Below are 17,069 nucleotides of genomic sequence, written 5' to 3' on the forward strand. Positions count from 1 at the left end.
CGCAATGGCGGCCGCCGGGCCGCGGCCGCCCACCCGCAGACGCCCCACCCCGCCCCTCACCCCCGCCCCAGCACCACCGTCCCCGACGAGCAGAACCAGCCGCCCGTGCCCGATGCCACCGCGAGTTCCGGGAGCCGGCCGTCCGGGCGGTGCACCTGGCGTTCGCCTGCCTCGCCGCGGAGTTGGCGTACCGCCTCCACCAGCAGGAACAGCCCGCGCATCCCGGGGTGGCAGGCGGACAGGCCGCCGCCGTCGGTGTTCACCGGGAGCTCGCCGGTCAGCCCCGTCCGGCCCTTCTCCATGAACGCGCCGCCCTCGCCCTTCGCGCAGAAACCCAGGTCCTCCAGCGTCACCAGGGTCATGTAGGTGAACGCGTCGTAGATCTCGGCGAGGTCGATCTCCGAGGGGCGCACCCCGGCCCGTTCGAACGCCAGGCGGCCCGAGACCGCCGCGGGGGAGACCGTGAAGTCGTCCCACTCGGACATGGTGGAGTGCGAGACGTGCTCGCCCGTGCCGAGGATCCACACCGGCGCCTTCGCCGTGTCCGGTACGTACTCCTCGGCGGCCAGCAGCACCGCGCAGCCGCCGTCGCTGCGGATGCAGCAGTGCAGCTTGGTGAACGGGTCCGCGATCATCGGCCCCGACAGGACGTCGTCCACCGTGACCGGGTCACGGAACATCGCGTCCGGGTTGGCCGCCGCGTTCGCCCGTGCCTGGACCGCGACCTCGGCGAGCTGCTCCAGGGTCGTCCCGTACTCGTGCATGTGGCGGCGGGCGGCCATCGCGTACTTCGCGATCAGCGAGTGCCCGTACGGCACCTCGAACTGGAGCGGGCCGCGCGCGCCGAAGGAGAGGTTGGAGGTCCGCCGGCCCGCCTTGATGTCCGCGCGCGCCGTCGACCCGTACACCAGCAGTACGGCATTGGCGTGCCCCGCCGCGATGGCGTCCGCCGCGTGCGCCGCCATCACCTCCCAGGTCGAGCCGCCGACCGAGGTGGAGTCCACCCAGGTGGGTTTCAGCCCCAGGTACTCGGCGACCTCGACCGGGGCGAGCGTGCCGAGCCCGGCGGAGGCGAAACCGTCGACGACGGACCGGTCCAGCCCCGAGTCGGCCAGCGCCCGGCGGGCGGCCTGGGCGTGCAGTGCGTACGGCGTGGCCGTGTCGACGCGTCCGCAGTCGGCGAGGGATATGCCGACGACAGCGACCTTGCGGTGGGAAGAAGGCATGAATCTGACGGTACATCAGATAGGGCGGGGGTGGACCGCCCGGTACGGCGTGGATCTCCCGTCCGGCCGCGTACGGATGCCCCATAACGGCCGGGCGCGGATCTTCCGTCCCCGCCGGTGCGAGACTCTGGGCATCTGACGTATTCGCCCCTAACATGACGCACCGTCAGATCGGGGGCCGGAGGCCTCTGAGGGGAAGGAGTCCGACGATGGATGCCGCCTTCACCGCGGAACAGGACGAGATCCGCCGCACCTTGCGCGAACTGCTGGCCGAACACTGCGCGCCCGACGACGTCAGGAGCGCCGTGCGCACCGCCGACGGGTACGACGCGGACCTGTGGCGACGGCTCGCCCAGGACCTCGGGCTGCCCGGACTCGCCCTCCCGCAGGAGTACGGGGGCGTCGGCTGCGGCCGCACCGAGCTCGCCGTCGCCTGCGAGGAGACGGGCCGCGCCCTGCTGCCCTCGCCGCTGATCGCCACCGCCGTGCTCGCCGCGCCCCTGATCGCCGCACTCGGCACCGACGCCCAGCGCACCGCCCTGCTGCCGCGCATCGCGGCCGGTGAGCTGACCGCGACCCTCGCCGTCCCCGGCGGCTCGCTCGCCACCGCCCTCGGCCTCACCGGCGACCCCGCCGACGGCACCTGGGCGGGCGGCGGCCGGGCGGGTGGCATGCAGGCCGCACCGGCCGACGGGGCCGGGGGCTGGCGGCTGTACGGGGAGGCCGCGCAGGTCCTCGACGGGCACAGCGCCGAACTCCTGCTGGTCGCGGCCCACGCCGGAGGCTTTCCGCGCAGCCGCACGCTCCTCTTCCTGGTCCGTCCCGACACGGCGGCCGGAGTCGTCCGCACCCGCCGGACCTCGCTCGACGAGACCCGCCCGCTGGCCCGGATCGAACTCCGCGACACCGAGGCCGAACTCCTCGGCGCCGACGACAGCGCCGACGTCACCGGCGCACTCGCCACGGCCGGGCACCCGGTCGCCGCGCTGCTCGCCGCCCAGGCGGTGGGAGCGGCGAGCAGTGCGCTGGAGCGGACGGTCGAATACGTGAAGGCGCGCGAGCAGTTCGGCCGGGCGATCGGCTCCTTCCAGGCCGTGAAGCACCGCCTGGCGGATCTGTACGTACAGGTGCAGGCGGCCCGCTCCGCCGCGTACTACGCGGCCTGGGATCCGGCCGACGCCGGGGGGCTCGCCCTGGCCCAGGCCCTGGAAGCGCTCCGGATCACCACCGCCGAGGCCGTCCAGCTGCACGGCGGGCTCGGCTTCACCTGGGAGCACGAGGCGCATCTGTACTTCAAGCGGGCCGCGGCCGACGAACTGCTCTTCGGCCCCGTCCACCGGCTCCGGGACCGGGCGGCGCAGCTGGCCGGGCTGTTCGCGGGAGCGGCCACGACCGCACCGGCCGAGCGGGTGGCGGTCTGATGGCGCCCGGCGTCCGGCTGGTCCAGAAGGTCTCCTCCACCCGCGCCTTCGCGAGGGTCGCCCCGCATGTGGTTCCCGTCATGGACCGTACGGTGCACCGGCTCACGCGCGGAAAGGTGCTGCTCAGTGCCCGGATGCTGCCGGGGCTGATCCTGACGGTGCCGGGGGCGCGGAGCGGACAGCTCAGAACCACCCCGCTGGCCTGCATGCCGGAGAAGGGTACGGAGCGGAGCTGGATCCTGGTCGGCAGCAACTTCGGCCGTGCCGGGCACCCGGCCTGGACCGCGAATCTGCTGGCCGGTCCCGACGAGGCGGTCGTGAACTGGCAGGGCCGGGACATCCCGGTGCACGCCACGCTGCTGGAGGGCGAGGAACGGGAAGAGGTGTGGCGGGCGGCGCTGAAGTTCTGGCCCCCGTACGCGACTTACCAGGCGCGGGTGGAGCGGGAGATCCGGCTCTTCAGGCTGCGCGGGCGGGACGAAGCCGCGTCCTGAGCCGGGGGAGCGGGAAGCGGGAGAGCCGAGGAGCGAAGAAGCGGAGGAGCTGGGCAGCGGGAGCCGGAGAGCCGGGAAGTGCGGGGAAGGGGCCGTGCGCCGTGACCCGGTCCGGGTGCACCGACGGCGGACCACAATGCGTGGCCCGCCGTCGGTGAGACAGGACCTGGGGCGCCCGGGACGGCCGCGCGAACCCGGTGGGGAAGGGGCCGTCGGCGCCTGCGCTACCTCGTGGGCTTCTTGCCGGTGATGCCCAGATGCACCAACAGGGCGAGGTTCGGCTTGAGTTCGGCCTGCTTCACACCCCAGGTCGTGAAACCCTTCTGGTGCGAGGCGACGGCGGCCAGCATCGCGACCAGCGAGCCCGCCATCGCGGCGGCGCTGACCTCCTTGTCGACCTTGCCCTTGGCCTGGAGCTCCTTCACCGAATCGGTGAGGGAGTTGGTGACCGAGTTCAGGATCTTCATGCGGATCTTGTAGAACCGCTTGTCGCCCTCGGCCGCGCCGAGGTCGACCACGCGCAGGATCGCGTCGTGATGGCGCCAGAAGTCGAGGAACCCTTCGACGAGTTCCTCGGCCGTCTGCCAGCCGGCCTTGCCGACCCAGGAGCGGCCGGCGACCAGTTCGGTCAACCCGGCGCCCTCCTTGGCCATTTCCTCGGCGATTTCGAGGACGGCGCCCTCGACGTCGGGGAAGTATTGGTAGAAGGTCGCGGGTGAAGTCCCCGCCTTCCGGGCGACGTCGATGACTTTGACGTCCCGGTACGGCGAGGAGCTGAGCATCTCGCTGAGGCAGTCGAGCAGCTTCTGCCGCGTCGCCTGTCCGCGTCGACCGGCCACGCGGCCGTCGACGGTGCGCACTTGTCCTGTCATGCCGTCAGCTTACCGAGGGGTGATCGGAGCGCGATTCGGCCGACTGCAAATGGGGATCACCGCAGACGTGGTGGGGGGAGTGGCCGGATTTCGACGTATGCGCACCACGGAGCGATAAGTCTTATCAACAGCCTGTGGATAACTTCCGTGGATAACTTTCCGTGATGCCGTGAGCATGGAACCCTTCTTTCGAAAATGAGTTCGATGCGGACGGGTCGGGGCGCGGTGCGTGCGACCCGCGGTTACGTTTGCTGTGACGAGTGTCACTGTGACGAACTTCGACCGCCGCGTGCGCCGTACGACCGCCGCAAAGGGAAGGACCCGGGCCCATGGCCGCATTCGCGCGATCCGCGCCGTGCTGGGTGGATGTGCAGCTGCCCGACCTGGAAGCGGGCAAGCGCTTCTACGGCGAGCTGTTCGGCTGGACCTTCCGGGCCGGTGAGGGGCCGTACGCGGACGCCTTCAGCGGCGGGAAGCTCGTCGCCGCGCTCGCCGCCAAGCAGGACGGCCGGATGCCCACCGCCTGGGGGATCTACTTCGCCACCGACGACATCGTCGCGTCCGTGACCCGGATCAGGGAGGCGGGCGGCCAGGTGATCACCGAGCCGGTCCGGGCCGGCCGGGCCGGGGTGCTCGCCCAGGCGGCCGACCCCGGCGGAGCCGTCTTCGGACTCTGGCAGGCCGGTGACCGCGAGGGCTTCCAGAAGCAGAACGAGCCCGGCTCCTTCTGCTGGACCGAGGTCTACACCCGGCAGAAGGACCGGGTGGATCCCTTCTACGAGAGGGTCTTCGGCTTCCAGGGCACCGACCTCGACGACGCCGGACCCGGCGACGCCGGACCCGACGACGCCGTATTCAACGACGCCGCACCCGAAGGCTCCGGCCCCGACGACTCCGGACCCGAAGACTCCGACACGCGGCCGGACGACTCCCGGTCCGGCGACTCCGCGCCCGACGACTCCCGGTCCGCCGGCTTCCGCATGTGGTCCCCGGCGGGCACCGAGCCCGGTCCGGACACCGCGGTCGGCGGCCGCAGCGTCATCACCGACGCGCTCCCGGCGGAGATGCCCAGCTATTTCCTCAGCTACTTCGCGGTCGAGGACTGCAACCGCACCGCCGGGAACGCCGTACGCCTCGGCGGCCGGATCTCCGCAGCCCCCTTCGACATTCCGTACGGGCGGATGGCGGTCCTCCAGGACGATCAGGGCGCCGTCTTCGCCGTACTTCAGCCCCCTGTGTCCGAGAACGGGGCAGAGTGAGCTGTGACACCCCGATCCGCCCCCGGGTTCGCAACCAGGGCCTCAGCCAGGAAGAATCGGGGGTGCGCACCGCCGGGTGGTGCCCAGTGGTGAGACGCCGTACAGGGCGGGTTTTCGCGGGCTTCTGTTCCTGAGGCTCGTACGGGGAGGTGGCAGGGCAAGTGGTGGAGCAGCTGACGCAGCACGACCCGAGGCGGATCGGCCCGTTCGAGGTGCTGGGGCGGCTCGGTGCCGGCGGCATGGGGCTGGTCTATCTCGCCCGCTCGGCTTCGGGCCGGCGCGTGGCGATCAAGACGGTCCGTACGGAGCTCGCCGAGGACCAGCTGTTCCGGGTCCGGTTCACGCGTGAGGTGGAGGCCGCCCGCGCCGTCAGCGGCTTCTACACCGCGGCCGTGGTGGACGCCGACCCGCGCGCCGCCGTGCCGTGGCTGGCCACCGCCTATGTGCCGGCCCCCTCGCTGGAGGAGATAGTGAGCGAGTGCGGGCCCATGCCCGTCCAGGCGGTGCGCTGGCTGGCCGCCGGCATCGCCGAGGCGCTCCAGTCGATCCACGGCGCGGGGCTGGTCCACCGCGACATGAAGCCGTCGAACGTGCTCGTCGTAGAGGACGGCCCCCGGGTGATCGACTTCGGGATCGCGTCCGGGGTCTCCAACACCCGGCTGACCATGACGAACGTCGCCGTGGGCACGCCCGCCTACATGTCGCCCGAACAGGCCAGGGATTCCCGCAGCGTCACCGGCGCCAGCGATGTCTTCTCGCTCGGCTCCACGCTGGTCTTCGCCGCGACCGGCCACGCGCCGTTCCACGGCGCCAACCCGGTCGAGACGGTCTTCATGCTGCTGCGCGAGGGCCCCGACCTGGAGGGCCTGCCCGGCGAGCTGCGGCCGCTGATCGAGTCCTGCATGCAGATGGACGCCGCGCTGCGGCCCACCCCCGCCGACCTCCAGGCCCAGCTCGCCCCGCACCTCTTCGCCTCCGGCGGCGACGACAGCGGTACCGCCTCCGCCTGGCTGCCGACCTCCGCCACCGCGATGATCGAGCAGCGCCGCGGCGGCCGGAGGCCCACGCCGCCCGGCCCGCCCGTCGGCCCGCCGCCCGGTCCGCCGCCGGGCATCGACCCCGGCTGGCGCCGCAACACCGACCCGCGCCCCCAGGCCCCCGATCCGGTGCCCGCCCCCGACGCGGGCGGTCCGGTACGGCTGCCCGGCGCGAAGGTGCCGATCGGCCCCGGCCCGCGGGCCCAGGACGTCCGGGCCACCGCCACGGCCACCACGGACGCGGGCCCCGCGACCGGCTGGGTGCGCCCGCCCGCCGGAGTGAACGGTTCCGGCCCGTCCGCGCCCGTACCCGGCCCCGCGCAGCCGCCCGAGCCGCCGCCCGGCCCGGACCGCTGGCGGCCCTGGCGGTTCCGGATGTCCAACGACGTCTGGGGAACGCCCGTCGTCGCCGGGGACCTCCTCTACGTCACGTCGTTCGAGGTGCACGCCCTGGACGTCGGAAACGGGCGGCGCCAGTTCAAGACCCGCGACGTGGCCTGGGTGATGGCCGTCGAGGGCGGCCGGATCCATGCCTCGGACGGTCCGTCCCTGTACGCCCTGGACGCGACCACCGGCGCCGAGCGGTGGCGGCTCCAGACGGACGCCTGGGTGTACTCCCTCAAGGCCGACCGCGGCACCGTCGTCACCGGAACCCGGGGCGGCGGCGTCCAGGCGTGGGAGGCGTCCACGGGCGAGAAGCTCTGGGAGAGCGGTGGCGTACAGACCGATTTCGAGACGGCGGAGGCCGGACCCGCGATCCACGACGGCACGGTCTACCTCTGGCAGGACGCCCGGCTGCGCGCCGTCGACGCCCGTACCGGCATCGAGCGCTGGTCGTACCCCATCGGCGACGCGGCCTCCTGCGGCGGGGTGCCGGTCCGGGTGACCGCGGCGCCGGACGGCTTCGTCTACGTCAGCGCCGGGGCCCGGGTCCTGGCCGTGGACAACGTGTCCGGGCATGTGCGCTGGCACTTCGAGTCGCCCGCGGTCTTCCTCTCCCCGCCCGCGTTCGCGCCCGGCCCCGCCGTCACCGGCGGCGGGGTGTACCTCGCCGACTACCTCGGCACGGTGTACGCGCTCGACGCCTCGACCGGCAAGGACCGCTGGCGCATCGCCACGGAGGCCCGCCAGTCGATCGAACCGGTGCTGGTGACGGCCGGGAACGTCCATGTCGGCAGCGGCAGCGCGCTGTACACGCTCGACGCGGTCACCGGCACCCCGAAGTGGCGGTTCGCGGCGGGCGGCGAGGTGGTGGGCGCCCCGGTGGTCGCCGACGGCCGCGTCCACTTCGGCTCCGCCGACCACGTCCTGTACACCCTGGACGCTGCGGGCGGCCAGCTCCGCTGGAAGCTGGCGACCGGCGGCGAGATCACGGGGTCGCCGGTGGCGCAGGGCGGTGTCGTGTACGCGTGCAGCAAGGACCGCTGCGTGTACGCGCTGGACGCGCTGAAGGGCACGGGCACCGGCAGCCGGGCCAGGGCGTAGCAAGGCGAAATCCAGCCCGTCCGGCGAAATCCAGCCGGTCCGAGGTCAGGTCGGTACATGGACCGGGCCGCAGCGAAATCCAGCCCGTCCGGCGTTCGAGGACGGAACCCGGGCGAGGAGGGCCTCAGCCGCGCGGGCGCCCGTCCGCATCCGAGGCGGAGCCCGGGCCGGGCGCGGAGCCCGGGCCGGGGGCCGGGCCCTCGTCCGGCACGACGGGGTACGGGGCCGTGTCCCGGCCGTCCGGGCCCGGGCCCGCGGCCGGACGGTGCCGTTCCGCCGGATCCGGCCCCGTGTACAGCTCCGGCTCGGGCTCCGGCAGGGTGCTCGTCTGCACGGACGGCCCCGGCTCCTGCGTCGGCGGCCAGGTGTCGGGGTTCTCCGAGCCCGGCGCCGCGTACGGCTGGTTGTGCCCCTTGCGGACCGACCGGCGACCGGTACCGCGCCGCCCCGACATCACCGCCGCGCCCAACAGCAGCAGCACCCCGCCCGCCGCCGCCCCGGCCACGCCCCACCCCAGCCCGGAACCGTCGCCCGCGACCGTCAGACTGCCCACCGACTCCCCCTGGCGCACCATCCACAGCACGGTGAACCCGAGCACCACCACACCCGCGGTCGCCACCAGCAGCCGCGACCGCAGCACCACACCCACCACCGTCAGCACGGCGGCGAAGAGGAACGCGACCAGGATCGAACCCAGCGGTCCGGGCCGGCCGGCCGTGATGCCGGTGAACAGCTCGTCGACCCGGTAGTGACGCCCGAGGCGACCGTCGTACCAGTCACGGAAGGGGCTCAGCACGGCGGCCGCCGCTCCGGCGAGAGCGAGGACCGAGCCGAGGACGTTGCGGATCATCATCGGCCTCCTGCGTGCCACGGACCGGCGTCACAGCTCTGCACCGCTCTCGGCCTCGACGCTACGCCCGGCCCCTGGCCCTCGCCACCTTGCGCTAGCGTGACGGACGGTCGTTCGACAACTGCAGAAACGGACAACAACACAAGGGGGGCTGCATCGATGATGCGGCAGCACATAAGGCTTTCCGCGGTACTGGTCGTGGTGGTGCTCGCGCTCACCGGTTTCTCGACCTCCAGCCACGGTGGCCGCAGTGGCAAGAGCAAGAGCCACGGGTCGAGCAGCGGCGGTGGCTGCTCCAACTCCAAGAAGAGCAACGGCGGTTACCACAGCAGCGACTACGACGACGATGACTACGACTCGTCGAGCAGTTCCTCCGGCGGCACCGACTACGGGACGCCGACCCCGACCGCCACGGCGACCGACGAGCCCCAGGCGTACGTATTGCGCTGCGCCCAGCCCCGCAAGGGCAAGCGCAAGGCCGTCACCACCTCCACCGTCAGGCTCACCGCCAACGCCACCGGCTCGCACACCTACGAGGTCGACGTGGCCTTCCTCGACGCACGGGGCAACACCGTCGACACCGGTGAGGCCAGCGTGGACGCCGAGGGCGGCGAGACCAGGACCGTCTCCGTGCGGATGGACAGCCCGCGCAAGGTCTCCAAGGTGAAGAAGTGCCGCGTCGTGGCCGAGCTGAGCCACTGACCCGCCGGCCCGGCGACGGCCCCGCCCGCCGCCCCGTCAGCGCGTCCGGAATTCGCTGCCGCCCCGCCCCCGGAACAGTTCGGCCTGCCGCTCCGGCGGCAGATTGCCGAGCGCGACGAGGTGCGGGGCATGGGCCATGGCCTGTGCCCTGGCCGCCTCCCGAGCGGACCAGACCGCCCGCACCGTCCCCTGCACCGCCCGCGTCGGGTACGAGGCGATCACACCCGCCGCCCGCAGCGCCGCGTCCACCGCGCCACCGGGCGCCGTCACCTCGCTGACCAGCCCGGTCTCGTACGCGCGACGGGCCGAGACCCGCTCCGCCGTCCCCATCAGCGCCATCCGGGCCACCTCGCCGAACGGCATCCGCTGCGCCATCGAGATCGCCTCGAACGCGCTGACCATGCCGTACGTCGTGTGCGGGTCGAAGAACGTCGCCTCCTCGGACGCGATCACGAACTCCGCCTCGCCCAGCAGATAGAACGCCCCGCCGCAGGCCATCCCCTCCACGGCCGCGATCACCGGCTTCCACAGGTCGTTGGCCTTCGGCCCGATCGCGATCAGCGGATCGTCGATCGTGTACGGGGACGAGGGCTGCGGCACCTCCACGCCCCGGTCGATCCCGGTGCAGAAGGCCCGGCCGCCCGCACCGGTGAGGACCACGGCCCGCACCCCGTCGTCGAAGCGGAACGCCCGCCAGGCGGCGGTCAGTTCGGCGGCCGTGGCCAGGTCGATCGCGTTGTGCTTCGCGGGCCGGTCGAGAGTGACGAGCGCGACCCCGGTCTCCTTGTCCGTCTCCGTGCGCAGCGCCATCGCGCTCACCTCTCCAGCAGCCAGCGCACCAGGGTCACCCCGGGACCGGCCGGGCAGAACACCGCCCGGACCGGTGCACCGATCCGCAGCCGCTCCGGATCGACGGAGTCCAGCGGGGCCTCCGGACCGCTCACCACGTTGCCGACCAGCCGGATCTGCGGGGCGTCCGCCAGCTCGACCACCACCGCGTTGTACGGGGCCTGCGCGGCGTACGCGGGCAGCAGCGGCGGATGCGGCCGTACGTAGGACCAGATGCGGCCGCGTCCGCTCATCGGCCGCCACTCGCTCTCGAAGGACTGGCAGTGCGGGCAGCACGGCCGGGGCGGGAAGCGGAGCCGTCCGCACTGAGGGGCGGCGCACGCCTGGACGCGGAGTTCACCGCGGGCCGCGTACTCCCAGAAGGGGGCGCCGTCCTCGTCCACGACGGGCAGCAGCAGGGCATCCATGGCGGTCAACTCCTCAACTCCTCAGCAGCAGGGCGGACGTGGGGACGCCTTCCCCGGCGGTGACCAGACAGGTCCGGGCGTCCGGGACCTGGGCGGTGGAGACGCCGCGCAGCTGCTTGACGCCCTCGTTGATCAGGTTGAAGCCGTGCACGTACGCCTCGCTGAGCCCGCCGCCCCCGGTGTTGATGGGCAGCCGGCCGCCGCTCTCCAGCGCCCCGCCCTCGGTGAACGCGGCGCCCTCGCCGCGTCCGCAGAAGCCGTAGCCCTCCAGGGAGAGCGGGATGAGCGGGGTGAACGCGTCGTAGATCTGCGCGACGTCCACGTCGTCCGGGCCGAAGTCGGCCTGCTTCCACAGCTGCCGGGCGGCCGTCCAGGCGGGTCCGGAGAGCGGGTCCTCGTTCCAGTAGTTGACCATCCCGTGGTGCTGGGCGGGCAGCCCCTGGGCTACGGAGTGGAGGTAGACGGGCTTCTGCCGGCAGTCACGGGCCCGCTCGGCGGAGACGATCACGCAGGCCAGCGCCCCGTCCGTCTCCAGGCAGTTGTCGAAGAGACAGAGCGGCTCGCTGATCCAGCGCGAGGTCATATACATGTCGCGGGTCAGCGGCCGTTCGTACATCACCGCGTCCGGGTTCTGGTTGGCGCGGTTGCGGCAGGCGAGAGCGACGTTGAAGAGGTGGTCGCGGGTCGCCCCGTACTCGTGCATGTACCGCCGCGCCAGCATCCCGATCTCGTCGGCCGGCCGCAGCAGTCCGTACGGGCGGGTCCACTGGGCGGGGGTGGGCAGCTGCACGGCGGTGTTCTTCCAGGGCCGGGGCCCCGAACCCCGCTTACGGGACCGCCAGGCGACACCGACGCTCGCCTGCCCGGTCGCCACGGCGGCGGCGAGATGCGCGATCGTCGCGCAGGAGCCGCCGCCGCCGTACCCCACCTTGCTGAAGAAGGTGACGTCGCCGGCCCCGATGGCCTTGGCGACCTCCACCTCGTCGGTCTCCTCCATCGTGTACGAGGCGAATCCGTCCACCTCCGACGCGGCGATGCCCGCGTCGTCGAGCGCCGCGACGATGGCCCGGCAGGCCAAGGTCTTCTCGGATTCCGGCAGTTGTTTCGCGAAGGCCGTCTGTCCTATGCCGGCTATCGCCGTCGCGTCCTTGAGTGCTGTCACCGCCACCTCCCAGGCCGTCATGACTGCTGACAGCGGCTGAGGCTACAGCTAATCTGACGGATAGTCAGCTACTGCGTCAGGAGGGCGAACGATGCGCGGTGACGAGGAGTGGGGCAGCATCCCGAGGCTGATCCGGGCGGCGGCCCGACGGTACGGGGACCGGGAGGCGGTCGTCGAGGGCCGCACCCGGGTCTCGTACGCCGAACTCGGCGACCGCGTGGAGCGGGCCGCCGCCGCGTGCATGGCCTCGGGCGTGGAACCGGGGGACCGGGTCGCGGTCTGGGCGCCGAACACCCTGGACTGGATCGTCTCCGCGCTGGGGGCGGTGACGGCCGGTGCGGTCCTGGTCCCCCTCAACACCCGCTTCAAGGGCACCGAAGCGGCGTACATCCTGCAACGCAGCCGGGCGAAGCTCCTCTTCGTCACCGGCACCTTCCTCGGCACGTCGTACGTGGCGTCGCTGCGCCGGGCGGACGTACGGCTCCCGCACCTGGAACGGGTGGTGGTGCTCGCCGACTCCGCCCCAGACGACTACGTCACCTGGAAGAACTTCCTGGCGGCGGGGGAGGAGGTGTCCGGGGCCGAGGTGCGCACCCGGGCCGACGCGATCGCCTCCTCGGCCCCTTCCGACATCATCTACACCTCGGGCACCACCGGCCGGCCCAAGGGCGCGGTCATCACCCACGCCCAGACCCTGCGCTGCTACGCGATCTGGAGTGAACTGGCGGATCTGCGCGAGGGCGACCGCTATCTGATCGTGAACCCCTTCTTCCACACCTTCGGCTACAAGGCGGGCATCATCGCGTGCCTGATGCGGGGCGCGACGATGGTCCCGCAGCCGGTCTTCAACGTGGACACGGCCCTGGCCAACATCGCCGCCGAACGCATCTCGGTGCTGCCCGGCCCACCCACCCTCCACCAGTCCCTCCTGGACCACCCCGCGCGCTCCGCCCATGACCTGTCCGCCCTCCGTCTGGTGGTGACGGGCGCGGCGGTGGTCCCGCTGAGACTGGTGGAACGCCTGCGCACGGAGCTGGGCATCGCCACGGTCCTCACCGCGTACGGCCTCTCCGAGGCGAGCGGCATCGTCACGATGTGCCGCCGGGGCGACCCGGCCCGGACGATCGCCTCGACCTCCGGCCGCGCGATCCCGGACACCGAGATCCGCGTACTGGCCGAGCCCGGCGAGCCCGGCGAGGTCCTGGTCCGCGGCTTCAACGTGATGCAGGGCTACTTCGAGGACCCGGAGACCACGGCCGCCGCGATCTCCCCGGACGGCTGGCTCCACACCGGCGACGTGGGAGTCCTCGACGAGGCGGGCAACCTCCGGATCACCGACCGGATCAAGGACATGTTCATAGTCGGCGGCTTCAACGCGTACCCGGCCGAGATAGAACAGCTCCTCGGCCTGCACCCCGACGTGGCCGACGTGGCGGTCATCGGCGTCCCCGACCCCCGCCTCGGCGAGGTGGGCAGGGCCTATGTGGTGCGCCGCCCCGGCGCGACGGCGACCGCCGACGACCTGATCGCCTGGTCCCGCCGCGAGATGGCCAACTACAAGGTCCCGCGAGCGGTGGAATTCATGCAGGAACTGCCCCGCAACGCGAGCGGCAAGGTGGTGAAGGGGGAGCTGCGGGGGCTGTAGCGGAGCACAACGCAGGGGCACGAGCCACCGGCTCGTGCCCCTGCGTTGTGCTCCCCCGGACGTACGACGGCCGCGACGGCTCCCCCTCCGCGCCGCCGCGGCCGTACCCCCGTCGAGTGAGGTTCAGGCCTTCTCGGAACCCGCGTGGTTCTCCTGCGTCTTGAGCAGGTCCTTCGGCGTGCTGCCGGCGTGGTTCTCCAGAGTCGTGATGTCTTCGCTCACGCTGCCGGCGTGGTTCTCCAGCGGCTTGACGGCGCCGTTGCCCGGGCTGCCGGCGTGGTTCTCCTGCGTCGTGGCGGCACCTGTCTTCGGCTTCAGTGCGTCGCTCATGCCTGTCAACTCCCAAAGATCTTGCTTGCGTGGTCGGCGATGCCCGTCCGGCTGCTCCCCCGTGGGCTGCCGGACGGGCATATCAGGGCCGTTCACCCTAGCGGTGTGGTCCCCCGTGCGACCCGCCTGCCCCCCGACACGACGGGTCGATGGGCTAAGACTGCCGAGTGGCGATAAACGTTCGATGAACGCCGCCGGTTCTCCGCCGGCCTCAGCCCCTCAGGCTGCGCTGACCGGGGTGAGGAGGGCCCGGACCTTGTCGGCCTCCGCCGCCCCGAACTGCTCGTGGATGGCCAGGGCTTCGGTCCAGCATGCATGTGCCCGGTCGATCTGACCGAGGCTTTCGAGGGCGTGTCCCAGAGTGATCAGAACATTGCCCCGCATCCATTCACCTCCGATGACACGCAGAGCCAGCGCCTGCTCCGCGTGCTGGGCCGCCCGCGCGGGGCGCGCGTCGGCCAGGTGGGCCTCCGCCATCCGGAAATGGGTCGAACCCTCCCAGAGCCGTTGGCGGTTGCCCTGGAACACGCGCAGAGCCTCGTCGAGCTCCTCCAAGGCCTCGGCCGGCCTGCCGGCCTGGGTGAGCGCGATGCCCAGTGCGAACCGGCCGTTCGCGGTGCGGAGGCTGAGCCCCATTCCGTCGAAGATGGCCGTGCCCTGCTGGGCGAGCTCGACCGCGCTGGCCGTGCGGTTCATGTTCACGTGGATGCGGGAGAGGTTGCACAGCGCGGATGCCTCGCCGACCAGGTTCCCGTCCGCGCGGTAGTTGTCTATGGCCTCCTGCAGGAACTTTTCTCCCTCTTCGTGCCTTCCCTGGTAGAACGCGATGATGCCGCGGTCGTTGGGTGCCCAGCACGCGGGGATCGGGTCCTTGGTGCTCTTGGCCAGATCCATTGCGTGCCGCGCTTCCTCGTCGGCCAGCTCGAAACGGCCGGAGACGAGGTACACGGTGGACAGCGAGGCGCGGGCCCGTGCCTCGGAACGAGGTTCCGAGACAGCCATCGCAGCGTCGCGCAGTGCTACGCCGGTGGTCTCGTACTGGCGGGAGTTCGCACCCGACTCGGCAAGGTCCTTCGCCGCGCAGAGCAGGTCGACGGCGCGCTGCAGCATTCCGCTCGACGCGCTCTGATGGGCGCAGGCAAGCAGTGAATCGGCCTCGCTGTACAGCCAGTCCACCGCCGCGTGCCCGTCGGTGAATTCGAGCCCCGGGTGCTCGGTGGCCACCAGGTGGGCGACGGCACGGTCCCCCGGCCGCTCCAGCGCGTACACCCCCGCCGCCGTCGCCAGGTAGAAGTCCAGCAGCCGCGACAGCGCCGACTCCCGTTCCTCCAGGGGCTCCTCGCCCCGCTCGGCGCAAGAACGCGCGTAGAGGCGCACCAGGTCGTGGTAGCGGTAGCGGCCGGGGGCGGCCGACTCCACGAGGCTGGTGTCCACCAGGGCCTCCAGGAGGTCCTCCGCGGCGTGTACGTCCAGGTTCAGCAGGGCGGCCGCGGCGGCCAGGGAGATGTCCGGGCCGTCCGCCAGGCCCAGGAGGCGGAAGGCGCGGGCCTGGGCGGGCTCCAGCTGGCCGTAGCCGAGTTCGAAGGTGGCCTTCACCGCGAGGTCGCCGGCCTGGAGCTCGTCGAGGCGGCGGCGCTCGTCGGCGAGCTTGGCGGCCAGGACCGAGACCGTCCAGGTGCGGCGGGCGGCCAGGCGGGAGGCGGCGATACGGATGGCGAGCGGGAGGAAACCACAGGCCGCGACCACGTCGAGGGCGGCCTCCCGCTCGGAGTTGATCCGCTCCTCGCCCACGATGCGGGTGAAGAGCTGGAGCGCCTCCTCCGGGGACATCACGTCCAGGTCGACGAGGTGGGCGCCGGCCAGGTCGACCATGCGGACGCGGCTGGTGACCAGGGCCGCGCAGCCCGCGGTGCCGGGCAGGAGGGGGCGGATCTGGGCCGCGTCGTGGGCGTTGTCGAGGAGGACCAGGATGCGGCGGCCGTCCAGCGTGGACCGGTACAGCGCGGCGCGCTCGTCCAGGGAGTCCGGGATCGCCGAGTCCGCGGTGCCCAGCGCGCGCAGGAACGCGCCGAGGACCGTCTCCGGCTCCGCCGCCCGCGCGCCCGCGCCCTGGAGGTCCACGTACAGCTGGCCGTCCGGGAAGTGCGTGCGCGCCTGGTGGGCGACGTGCACGGCGAGGGTCGTCTTGCCGACGCCGCCGATGCCGGCCAGCGCCGAGACGGCCATCACCGAACCCTCGGCGGTCGCCAGCCGGTCGCCCAGTTCGCGTACGAAGGAGGCGCGGCCGGTGAAGTCCGGGACGGTGGCCGGGAGCTGGGCGGGGCGCAACGGGGCCGGGGCGGGTGCCGGTTCGTCCACGGGGCGGGCGAGTTCCTCGTCGGCGCGCAGGATGCGCTGCTGGAGCTGGGCGAGCTCGGGGCGCGGGTCCACGCCCAGCTCGTCGGCGAGCAGCCGGCGGGTGTCGGCGTACACCGCGAGGGCCTCGGCCTGGCGGCCGCTGCGGTACAGGGCGATCATCAGGAGCTCGCGCAGCCGTTCCCGCAGCGGGTGCGCGGCCGTGAGCGCGGTCAGCTCGGAGACCGCCTCCGCGTGGCAGCCGACCTCCAGGTCCAGGTCCAGACGGGTCTCGGTGAGCTGGAGCCGCCACTCCTCCAGGCGGGTGCGCTGGTTCTCGGCGTACGGTCCGGGCACCGAGGCGAGCGCCTCGCCGTCCCACAGCCCGAGCGCCTTGTTGAGGAGGGTCCGGGCCTGGCAGCGGTCGCCGGAGGCCCGCGCCTTGTCCGCGTCGGCCGCCAGCTCCTGGGCCACCGTCACGTCCAGGGCGTCGTGGGCGGCCCGGATCGCGTACCCGCCGGCGTCGCTGACCAGCGTCTGCGGGTCGAGCACCTTGCGGAGCCGGGAGGCATACGTACGTATGGTGGCGAGCGCCTGCGAGGGCGGTTCGTCGCCCCAGATCGCGTCGATGAGCTCCGAGGCGGTGGCCGTGCGGCCACCACGCAGCAGGAGTGCCGCCAACAGGGCGCGCTGCTGCGGCGAACCGGACGACAGCGCTTCGCCGTCCCGCCATGCCCGTACCGGACCGAGTACGGAGAAACGCAGATCGACGGCGCCCGCCGACCGCTGTTGTGGAGCGCGCTGCTCCGGAACACGCACGTGTGGCCCGATGTCACGGTCCATTGCTGCCCCCTGCCCTGCTCGCCCCGCCTGTGCTGCCCATCGTGCTTGACGCTGCCCGCCTGGATTGCCCGCCCATGTGCCGTCCGGGGCGGGTGGATCCGGATTGGTCGGTACCGCTGGTATCGCGCTCAACAGTCTGCCTTGTCTTGGGTG

The 17,069-nt window shown here is 72.5% G+C and carries 14 protein-coding genes; 6 read left to right on the forward strand and 8 right to left on the reverse strand.

Going from position 1 to position 17,069, the window contains the following annotated elements:
- Positions 1 to 56 precede the first annotated feature (56 nt).
- Entirely contained in the window at positions 57 to 1,226 is a 1,170-nt protein-coding gene (locus ACFVH0_RS07320; RefSeq protein ID WP_385818554.1) for an acetyl-CoA acetyltransferase, read from the reverse strand.
- Between the two features lie 209 nt (positions 1,227 to 1,435).
- Between ACFVH0_RS07320 and ACFVH0_RS07325 the strand changes: the two genes are divergently transcribed.
- Together ACFVH0_RS07325 and ACFVH0_RS07330 are read left to right on the forward strand one after the other, a co-directional pair.
- Positions 1,436 to 2,647 carry an acyl-CoA dehydrogenase family protein gene (locus ACFVH0_RS07325; RefSeq protein ID WP_385818555.1) on the forward strand — a complete coding sequence of 404 codons (1,212 nt, stop codon included), beginning with the start codon at positions 1,436 to 1,438 and terminating at the stop codon, positions 2,645 to 2,647.
- Positions 2,647 to 3,141, forward strand: a complete 495-nt coding sequence (locus tag ACFVH0_RS07330) for a nitroreductase family deazaflavin-dependent oxidoreductase (protein ID WP_385818556.1) — start codon at positions 2,647 to 2,649, stop codon at positions 3,139 to 3,141. Before ACFVH0_RS07325 ends, ACFVH0_RS07330 begins: the two co-directional genes overlap by 1 nt.
- Before the next feature lie 224 nt (positions 3,142 to 3,365).
- On the opposite strand, the gene ACFVH0_RS07335 is transcribed toward ACFVH0_RS07330, so the two are convergent.
- On the reverse strand, positions 3,366 to 4,013 hold the full coding sequence (locus ACFVH0_RS07335) for a TetR family transcriptional regulator (protein ID WP_124717053.1): 648 nt from the start codon (positions 4,011 to 4,013) through the stop codon (positions 3,366 to 3,368).
- Between the two features lie 329 nt (positions 4,014 to 4,342).
- Between ACFVH0_RS07335 and ACFVH0_RS07340 the strand changes: the two genes are divergently transcribed.
- Both ACFVH0_RS07340 and ACFVH0_RS07345 read left to right on the forward strand, forming a co-directional pair.
- On the forward strand, positions 4,343 to 5,272 hold the full coding sequence (locus ACFVH0_RS07340) for a VOC family protein (protein ID WP_385818558.1): 930 nt from the start codon (positions 4,343 to 4,345) through the stop codon (positions 5,270 to 5,272).
- 161 nt (positions 5,273 to 5,433) lie between these two features.
- Positions 5,434 to 7,794, forward strand: coding sequence for a PQQ-binding-like beta-propeller repeat protein (locus ACFVH0_RS07345; RefSeq protein WP_385818559.1), 2,361 nt, complete (start codon positions 5,434 to 5,436; stop codon positions 7,792 to 7,794).
- Between the two features lie 124 nt (positions 7,795 to 7,918).
- On the opposite strand, the gene ACFVH0_RS07350 is transcribed toward ACFVH0_RS07345, so the two are convergent.
- Complete coding sequence (locus ACFVH0_RS07350) at positions 7,919 to 8,644, reverse strand: hypothetical protein (protein ID WP_385818561.1); 726 nt, start codon at positions 8,642 to 8,644, stop codon at positions 7,919 to 7,921.
- 159 nt (positions 8,645 to 8,803) lie between these two features.
- Between ACFVH0_RS07350 and ACFVH0_RS07355 the strand changes: the two genes are divergently transcribed.
- Complete coding sequence (locus tag ACFVH0_RS07355) at positions 8,804 to 9,346, forward strand: hypothetical protein (protein WP_385818563.1); 543 nt, start codon at positions 8,804 to 8,806, stop codon at positions 9,344 to 9,346.
- A 36-nt stretch (positions 9,347 to 9,382) separates the two neighbouring features.
- Here ACFVH0_RS07355 and ACFVH0_RS07360 read toward each other — a convergent pair whose 3' ends face one another.
- From ACFVH0_RS07360 to ACFVH0_RS07370, 3 genes are read right to left on the reverse strand one after another with little or no spacing between them, the layout of a single operon-like run.
- Positions 9,383 to 10,156, reverse strand: coding sequence for an enoyl-CoA hydratase/isomerase family protein (locus tag ACFVH0_RS07360; protein WP_385818564.1), 774 nt, complete (start codon positions 10,154 to 10,156; stop codon positions 9,383 to 9,385).
- 5 nt (positions 10,157 to 10,161) lie between these two features.
- Positions 10,162 to 10,602 carry a Zn-ribbon domain-containing OB-fold protein gene (locus ACFVH0_RS07365; RefSeq protein WP_385818594.1) on the reverse strand — a complete coding sequence of 147 codons (441 nt, stop codon included), beginning with the start codon at positions 10,600 to 10,602 and terminating at the stop codon, positions 10,162 to 10,164.
- 13 nt (positions 10,603 to 10,615) lie between these two features.
- Positions 10,616 to 11,764: a lipid-transfer protein gene (locus tag ACFVH0_RS07370; RefSeq protein WP_385818566.1), complete on the reverse strand. Its 1,149-nt coding sequence runs from the start codon at positions 11,762 to 11,764 to the stop codon at positions 10,616 to 10,618.
- 91 nt (positions 11,765 to 11,855) lie between these two features.
- On the opposite strand from ACFVH0_RS07370, the gene ACFVH0_RS07375 reads away from it, so the two are divergent.
- Positions 11,856 to 13,409 carry a FadD3 family acyl-CoA ligase gene (locus ACFVH0_RS07375; protein ID WP_385818567.1) on the forward strand — a complete coding sequence of 518 codons (1,554 nt, stop codon included), beginning with the start codon at positions 11,856 to 11,858 and terminating at the stop codon, positions 13,407 to 13,409.
- Positions 13,410 to 13,532: 123 nt separating this feature from the next.
- On the opposite strand, the gene ACFVH0_RS07380 is transcribed toward ACFVH0_RS07375, so the two are convergent.
- Together ACFVH0_RS07380 and ACFVH0_RS07385 are read right to left on the reverse strand one after the other, a co-directional pair.
- Positions 13,533 to 13,739, reverse strand: coding sequence for a sigma-like protein (locus ACFVH0_RS07380; protein WP_385818569.1), 207 nt, complete (start codon positions 13,737 to 13,739; stop codon positions 13,533 to 13,535).
- 219 nt (positions 13,740 to 13,958) lie between these two features.
- Positions 13,959 to 16,916, reverse strand: coding sequence for a BTAD domain-containing putative transcriptional regulator (locus ACFVH0_RS07385; protein WP_385818570.1), 2,958 nt, complete (start codon positions 16,914 to 16,916; stop codon positions 13,959 to 13,961).
- Positions 16,917 to 17,069: the final 153 nt, after the last annotated feature.

The organism is Streptomyces sp. NPDC127117 (genome assembly GCF_042677325.1).
Taxonomy (GTDB): Bacteria; Actinomycetota; Actinomycetes; order Streptomycetales; family Streptomycetaceae; genus Streptomyces.

Bases quoted from the DNA above. Each gene is read 5' to 3' on its own strand.
- ACFVH0_RS07385 (WP_385818570.1), bottom strand. From the start codon at position 16,916: ATGGACCGTGACATCGGGCCACACGTGCGTGTTCCGGAGCAGCGCGCT.
- ACFVH0_RS07350 (WP_385818561.1), bottom strand. From the start codon at position 8,644: ATGATCCGCAACGTCCTCGGCTCGGTCCTCGCTCTCGCCGGAGCGGCG.
- ACFVH0_RS07340 (WP_385818558.1), top strand. From the start codon at position 4,343: ATGGCCGCATTCGCGCGATCCGCGCCGTGCTGGGTGGATGTGCAGCTG.
- ACFVH0_RS07335 (WP_124717053.1), bottom strand. From the start codon at position 4,013: ATGACAGGACAAGTGCGCACCGTCGACGGCCGCGTGGCCGGTCGACGC.
- ACFVH0_RS07320 (WP_385818554.1), bottom strand. From the start codon at position 1,226: ATGCCTTCTTCCCACCGCAAGGTCGCTGTCGTCGGCATATCCCTCGCC.
- ACFVH0_RS07325 (WP_385818555.1), top strand. From the start codon at position 1,436: ATGGATGCCGCCTTCACCGCGGAACAGGACGAGATCCGCCGCACCTTG.
- ACFVH0_RS07355 (WP_385818563.1), top strand. From the start codon at position 8,804: ATGATGCGGCAGCACATAAGGCTTTCCGCGGTACTGGTCGTGGTGGTG.
- ACFVH0_RS07330 (WP_385818556.1), top strand. From the start codon at position 2,647: ATGGCGCCCGGCGTCCGGCTGGTCCAGAAGGTCTCCTCCACCCGCGCC.
- ACFVH0_RS07375 (WP_385818567.1), top strand. From the start codon at position 11,856: ATGCGCGGTGACGAGGAGTGGGGCAGCATCCCGAGGCTGATCCGGGCG.
- ACFVH0_RS07365 (WP_385818594.1), bottom strand. From the start codon at position 10,602: ATGGATGCCCTGCTGCTGCCCGTCGTGGACGAGGACGGCGCCCCCTTC.
- ACFVH0_RS07380 (WP_385818569.1), bottom strand. From the start codon at position 13,739: ATGAGCGACGCACTGAAGCCGAAGACAGGTGCCGCCACGACGCAGGAG.
- ACFVH0_RS07360 (WP_385818564.1), bottom strand. From the start codon at position 10,156: ATGGCGCTGCGCACGGAGACGGACAAGGAGACCGGGGTCGCGCTCGTC.